We start from the raw sequence: 6,400 nt of genomic DNA on the forward strand, positions 1-6,400 counted from the left end.
TGTCCACCTATCTGCGAGGAGACCCCCATGGCAATCGATGTGACACCAATGCTTGCGCCGCACCTCGTCGTCGACGACGGCGCCGCGGCGATCGACTTCTACGTCAAGGCTTTCGGCGCCACCGAGAAGCGGCGGATCCCCGGGCCCGACGGCAAGCTCATGCATGCCGAAGTCGAGATCAACGGTTCGGTGGTGATGCTCGCCGACGACTTCCCGGAGTACAACGACGGCAAGTCGTCGACGCCACAGGCGCTGGGCGGCACCCCGGTCACGATCCATCTGCAGGTGACCGACGTCGACGGGCAGTTCCAGCGCGCCGTCGACGCCGGCGCGACCGTGGTGATGCCGGTCGAAGAGCAGTTCTGGGGTGACCGCTACGGCATGCTGCGCGATCCGTTCGGCCACCTGTGGTCGATGGGTCAGCCCGTCCGCGAGGTCAGCCCAGAGGAGATCCAGGCGGCGATGAACGCCCAGTAGGGCTAGAACACCGCCTTCTGCACCTGGTCGGGCCCGCTGATCTCGCCATCGGGCAGCTTCTGCAGTCCGTCGAGGATCTCCTGGCTGGCGCCGTTGCTCTTGGCGTGCTCGATCAGGTCCTGCTTCGACGAGGGGTAGTTGGCGCCGGACAGTGCCGTCTGCACATCGATCGGATTCGGCATGGTCACTCCTTGACTCGCTTACGCGGGCGAGAGTGACCACCGAAGGTCGATCGAAACGGGTCTCCGCGGTGGAGATCGACCGAAGCCGCGTGTTTGCCGGACCTCGACATGACCTTCTGGTCATAATTGCCGGACTGCGCCGCGGCGGTCGGCACCAGACGCGAGGTGATGATCTGTGCTGTGGCTTCTCCAGATCCCCCCGATCATCGTCGTCCCGCTGTGGGTCGCCGGTGTCATAGCTCTCTCCATCGGCGGGCTTTTCCTGTTCCGTAAAGCGGTGTCGCACACGCGGTTAGAGAACAACAACGCCGTATCCGGCTCGGTGTTCCAACTCGGCGGGGTCCTGTACGCGGTCCTCGTCGGTTTCGTGGTCGTGGTGGTGTGGGAACAGTTCTCCGAAGCCGAGGATGCCAGCGGGCTGGAAGCGGCCGCGGTGGCCGATCTGCTTCGCGACTCCGAGGCGTTGCCGGCCGAGTCCCGGTCGGTGATCGAAGCCAGCCTCGTCCGCTACACCCGGGCCGTCATCGACGAAGAGTTCCCCCGGATGCACCGCGGCGAGCACGTCCCCGAGCAGTCCGACGAACTCTACGACGTATGGCAGACCTATCTGGAAGTGCAGCCGCAGACGCGTAACGAGATTGCGTTCTTCGATCACGCCATCGGCCGCCTCAACGACCTCGGCGCCGCCCGCAAGATGCGGGTGTCCAGCGGTGACGCCCACGTGCCCGGCGAGCTGTGGGTGCTGCTGGTCGGTGGCGGCGGCGTGATGATGGCGTTCACGTTCCTGTTCGGCACGCAGGATGCGCTCGTGCACTCCCTCGCCGTCGGGCTGACAGCGGCACTGCTGGCGTTCGTGCTCTACCTGATCTTCGCGCTCGAACACCCGTACGTGGGCGAGTTGTCGGTGGACCCCACCGCTTACCAACAGGTTCTACGGTTCTGGGCGACCGAGTGATTGTCGCGGGTCAGCGGCGCAGCGCAGCAAGCACCCGCTGACGCATCGGCGGCGCGGAGACGTTGGTCGCGACGCCGACCATTTCGGTCACCGAAGTGAACTTGACCCGCGGCCGCACTCCCCCGCCACGGGCGATCTCCGCGGCGTCGATGGCGCGCCAACCGTCGGCGCCCACGACGTCGGGGCGGCGGCGCCGCACCAGCCGGTCCAGCTCGGTGGCGCCCGCGGCGGGCGGGGTGAGCAGCCCGGCGTTGTAGTCGTCGACGACGTGGTGCACCGTCTGCGCGGCGCACGATTTGTTGGTGCCGATGAACCCGGTGGGGCCGCGTTTGATCCAGCCCGCGACGTAGGTGCCGGCGACGGGCCGCCCGGACGCCGGGTCGACGACGCGGCCGACGTCGTTGGGCACCGTGCCGGTGGCATCGTCGAACGGGAGCCCGGCGACGGGCCTGCCGTGGTAACCGATCGACGTCAGCACCAGACCGGCGTCGATGCGGCGCACCTCGTCGGTGCCGGTGACGGTGAACTCGACCGCGTCGGCCCGCTCGACGCCGGTGACCCGAAGCGGGGTCAGTCGGTAGGCGAGGCGGATGCGGGGCCTGCCGATCGGGGTGGCGGCGTCGGGCAGCTTGGCCAGCACCTCGAGTTTGTTGCGGATGAGCGGGTCGGTCGCCTCGGCCAGGTCGCGTTCGACGAGTTCGTGGTCGGCCGCGTCGAGGACGACGTCGCAGGTGGCGGTCAGCCCGAGCAGTTCGGGGAGGGTGAACGCCGACTGGGCGGGTCCACGCCGGGCGGCGATCACCACCTCGTCGATGCGGGAGCCGCGCAGCGCAGCCAGCGCGTAGTCGGCGATGTCAGTGCCGGCGAGCCGGTCCGGATCGGTGGTCAGGATGCGGGCGACGTCGAGTGCGACGTTGCCGTTGCCGATCACAACGGCGCGGTGGTGGTCGAGCGCCACCGGCATGGCCGCGAAGTCGGGGTGGCCGTTGTACCAGGCGACGAGTTCGGTCGCGGTGGCCGTGCCGGGCAGGCCGAACCCGTCGACGTCGAGGCGCCGGTCGTTCGGTGCGCCGACCGCGTAGAGCACCGCGTGGTGGTGGGCCAGCAGGTCGGCGTGGGTGAGGTGGGTGCCGACTTCGACGTTGAGGTAGAGCCGCAGCCCGGGGTGCGCGACCACCTTGTCGAACAGCCGGGTCACCCGTTTGGTGCTCTGGTGGTCGGGCGCCACGCCGGCCCGCACGAGACCGTACGGGGTGGGCAGCCGCTCGAACATCGTCACCCGCACATCGCGCTGGGTGAGCAGTTCGTCGGCGGCGTACATGGCCGCAGGCCCGGATCCGACGATGGCGACCCGCAGCGGCCCGCCGCGGCGGTGGACGACGGGCGCGTCGGGCACCGGGGCGAGTTTCGAGGTGGGCGGCACCTTCTCGCCGGGGCGCCGCTCGGGATAGAAGGCGGCGTTGAGCTCGACGAACGGCAGCTGAGTCTCGGTCAGCACGCTGTCGTGGGCGATCGCGCCGACCGGACACGCGGTCACGCACGCGCCGCAGTCGACGCACGCGGCCGGGTCGATGTAGAGCATCTCGGCGGTTGCGAAGCCCGGCTCGTCCGGGGTCGGGTGGATGCAGTTCACCGGGCACGCGAAGACACAGGACCCGTCACTGCAGCAGGACTGGGTGATCACATGGGGCACGGCCGCGCGCCTTCCCTACGCCGCCGTCGCCACATGCTGGCGGTGCGGTTCGCTGCGGTAGCGGCTGGGCCTGCCGTCGATCCGGCAGATCCGCCACATCAGCTTTGCCAGCGGGTTCATCAACCCGGTCTCGTGGCAGAGCATCCGGACGTCACCGAACATGTCGCGGAGGAACTGACGGGACTCCGGCGCGCGGAAGAACAGATCCTTCTTGACCGACCGCGGGATGTCGAACTCCTGCCAGAACGCCTTCGGCGGCACGATGATGGCCTGGCACAGCACCCGCATGATCACCGGCACGTGCACCGACAGCCACAGCCGCTGCCAGCGGGACAGCCGCGGCAGCCGCTTGCGCAGGTACTCGTGGGCAAACGAGATGTGGCGCGCTTCCTCGGCGACGTGGATGGCCATCACCCGCTCCATGATCGGGTGCAGATCTTTACCCTCGCGCAGCACGTTCTTCTGGGTGTGGTCGATCGGTTCCTCTCCGGCGAGCACCCCAAAGAAGAACGGGATGGGCAGCGGGCCCGCGACGAGCGGGATGAACGGCGAGAGCCAGCGCAGCAGCCGCGGCATCCCGGGCACGTCGGCGCCGATCCGGTTCACCATCTCCTGGAACATCATGGTGTGGTTGCACTCTTCGACCGACTCGTGCAGGCAGTAGCGGTACTCGGGCGAGCCGTTGGGCACCCAGAACGCGTAGTTGGTGAGGCCGCGGATCAGGATGATCTCGAACTGGAGGCCGACTTTGGCGACGTTGGCCTGCCGCCACCGGCCGATCTCGATCTGCCGTTCCACGGGCTGCGCCCGGTACCAGGGGTGACGCCCGATCGGGTCGGTACCCGGCAGGATCCACCGCTCGTCGCCGTCGAAGACAGCAAACTCGGGGTCGTCCCACTCGATGTCGGTGTAGGGGTTGAAGTTACGGCGCACCGATCCCTCGGAGAGGGTCATCAGCGTGTCGACGTAAGCCTTGTCGTCGGCAACGTCCATGTTGCGGCGCCAGCGGCGGACCGTGCGTGTGCGAGCCATGAGAGCCTCCCGTAGGGGTTTACATTCACCGGTCTGCTGTACACAGTACCGCAGGTATCGGGTACCTGTCCATGATCAATCCGTGGGTTTGCTGCGATTTCGGCGCGTTCATGTGCGCTCAGCGTCGATTACCGCGCCCAAATCGCCGGGAACTAGGCTGGTGACCCATGGCCGAACTCACCATTCCCGCCGACCTCAAGCCCCGCGACGGACGCTTCGGGTCCGGGCCGTCGAAGGTGCGCCCCGAACAGCTGTCCGCGCTCGCGGCCGCGGGTGACCTGTTCGGCACCTCGCACCGGCAGGCGCCGGTCAAGAACCTCGTCGGACGGGTCCGCGACGGCGTCAAGGCGCTGTTCTCGGTGCCCGAGGGTTACGAGGTCATCCTCGGCAACGGCGGGTCCACCGCGTTCTGGGATGCCGCCGCGTTCGGGCTGATCGACCAGCGCTCGCTGCACCTCACCTACGGGGAGTTCAGCAACAAGTTCGCCTCGTGCGTGAAGAAGAACCCGTTCGTCGGCGACCCGATCATCGTCAGCGCCGATGCGGGCAGCGCGCCCGAACCGCAGTCCGATCCGTCGGTCGACGTCATCGCGTGGGCGCACAACGAGACCTCGACCGGTGTTGCGGTGCCGGTGCGGCGGCCCGCCGACTCCGGCGACGCGCTGGTCGTCATCGACGCGACCTCCGGCGCAGGCGGTCTGCCCGTCGACATCGCCGAGGCCGACGCCTACTACTTCGCACCGCAGAAGAACTTCGCCGGCGACGGCGGCCTGTGGCTGGCGGTCGTCAGCCCCGCCGCGCTGGCGCGCATCGAACAGATCGCCGGATCCGGCCGTTGGGTGCCCGACTTCCTCTCCCTGCCGATCGCGGTGGAGAACAGCCTCAAGAACCAGACGTACAACACGCCGGCGATCGGCACGCTGGTGCTGCTGGCCAACCAGCTCGACTGGCTCAACGGCAACGGCGGGCTGGACTGGGCCGTCAAGCGCACCGCCGATTCGTCGCAGCGGCTGTACTCGTGGGCCGAGGCGTCGGCCTACGCCACCCCGTTCGTGACCGACCCCGCACTGCGTTCGCAGGTCGTCGGCACCATCGACTTCTCCGACGACGTCGACGCCGCAGCGGTCGCAAAGGTGTTGCGCGCCAACGGCATCGTTGACACCGAGCCGTACCGCAAGCTCGGCCGCAACCAGCTGCGGGTAGCGATGTTCGCCGCCGTCGACCCCGAGGACGTCGGCGCGCTGACCCAGTGCGTGGACTGGGTCGTCGAACGGTTGTAGATCACGCCGCGTGTCACCGTGGTCACGGGCAGGTAACGCAGTAGGCTGACCAGCTAATCGGGCTGACGCCGATCGACGCGAACGAGCCCGGAGGAGGTCGCAGTGCGGGAACTCAAGGTCGTCGAACTCGACGTCGACGCCAACACCGTCCTCTGCCAGAGCGACTCCGGTGAGAAGTTCACCCTCCGCATCGACGACCGGTTCCGTGCCGCGGCCCGCGGGGACCGGGGCGCGTTCAATCGGTCGGCCGACCAGACGATGATCGATGTCGAGGTGCACAACGTGCTGCGTCCCAGGGATATCCAGGCCAAGATCCGCGCGGGCGCATCGGTCGAACAGGTCGCCAACGCCTCGGGTATGCCGATCGAACGGGTCGAGCGGTTCGCCCATCCGGTGCTGCTGGAGCGGTCGCGGGCCGCCGAACTCGCCACCGCCGCGCATCCCGTGCTGTCCGACGGTCCCTCGGTGCTCACCCTGCTCGAGACCGTCAGCACCGCGCTGGTCGGGCGCGGACTGGATCCGGACGCGACGAACTGGGACGCCTGGCGCAACGAGGACGGCCGCTGGACCGTGCAGGTGGCGTGGAAGGCCGGCCGCTCCGACAACGTCGCGCACTTCCGGTTCACCCCCGGCGCGCACGGCGGTACGGTCACCGCCTTCGACGAGGCCGCCTACCAGCTGATCGATCCCGACTTCGCCCGCCCGCTGCGCCCGGTCGCCCCGGTCGCGCAGCTGGACTTCGACACCCCGGTCGCCGCCGCCCCCCCCCCCGCCCCCGCGC

7 protein-coding genes are annotated in these 6,400 nt (G+C 68.7%); 4 read left to right on the forward strand and 3 right to left on the reverse strand.

Annotated elements, in window-relative coordinates; translation table 11 throughout:
• The first annotated feature begins 27 nt into the window (after nt 1-27).
• Nucleotides 28-477 (forward strand): VOC family protein, encoded by a 450-nt coding sequence (locus AU194_RS03470; RefSeq protein WP_059087829.1) that lies wholly within the window; start codon nt 28-30, stop codon nt 475-477.
• Between the two features lie 2 nt (nt 478-479).
• Here AU194_RS03470 and AU194_RS03475 read toward each other — a convergent pair whose 3' ends face one another.
• On the reverse strand, nt 480-659 hold the full coding sequence (locus AU194_RS03475) for a DUF2795 domain-containing protein (protein WP_059087849.1): 180 nt from the start codon (nt 657-659) through the stop codon (nt 480-482).
• Nucleotides 660-834: 175 nt separating this feature from the next.
• On the opposite strand from AU194_RS03475, the gene AU194_RS03480 reads away from it, so the two are divergent.
• Nucleotides 835-1,614 carry a DUF4239 domain-containing protein gene (locus AU194_RS03480; RefSeq protein WP_059087830.1) on the forward strand — a complete coding sequence of 260 codons (780 nt, stop codon included), beginning with the start codon at nt 835-837 and terminating at the stop codon, nt 1,612-1,614.
• 10 nt (nt 1,615-1,624) lie between these two features.
• Here the strand turns inward: AU194_RS03480 and AU194_RS03485 are convergent, their stop codons facing one another.
• Both AU194_RS03485 and AU194_RS03490 read right to left on the reverse strand, forming a co-directional pair.
• The gene (locus AU194_RS03485) at nt 1,625-3,307 is read right to left on the reverse strand and encodes a 4Fe-4S binding protein (RefSeq protein WP_059087831.1); all 1,683 of its coding nucleotides are present in this window, start codon (nt 3,305-3,307) and stop codon (nt 1,625-1,627) included.
• A 15-nt stretch (nt 3,308-3,322) separates the two neighbouring features.
• Entirely contained in the window at nt 3,323-4,339 is a 1,017-nt protein-coding gene (locus AU194_RS03490) for a diiron oxygenase (protein WP_059087832.1), read from the reverse strand.
• A gap of 167 nt (nt 4,340-4,506) precedes the next feature.
• Between AU194_RS03490 and serC the strand changes: the two genes are divergently transcribed.
• Nucleotides 4,507-5,619 (forward strand): phosphoserine transaminase, encoded by a 1,113-nt coding sequence (serC, locus tag AU194_RS03495; protein ID WP_059087833.1) that lies wholly within the window; start codon nt 4,507-4,509, stop codon nt 5,617-5,619.
• Nucleotides 5,620-5,721: 102 nt separating this feature from the next.
• A partial coding sequence (gene sepH, locus AU194_RS03500) for a septation protein SepH (RefSeq protein ID WP_059087834.1) occupies nt 5,722-6,400 on the forward strand: 679 nt, incomplete at its 3' end.

This window comes from Mycobacterium sp. GA-2829, from assembly GCF_001499965.1.
Taxonomy (GTDB): domain Bacteria; phylum Actinomycetota; class Actinomycetes; order Mycobacteriales; family Mycobacteriaceae; genus Mycobacterium.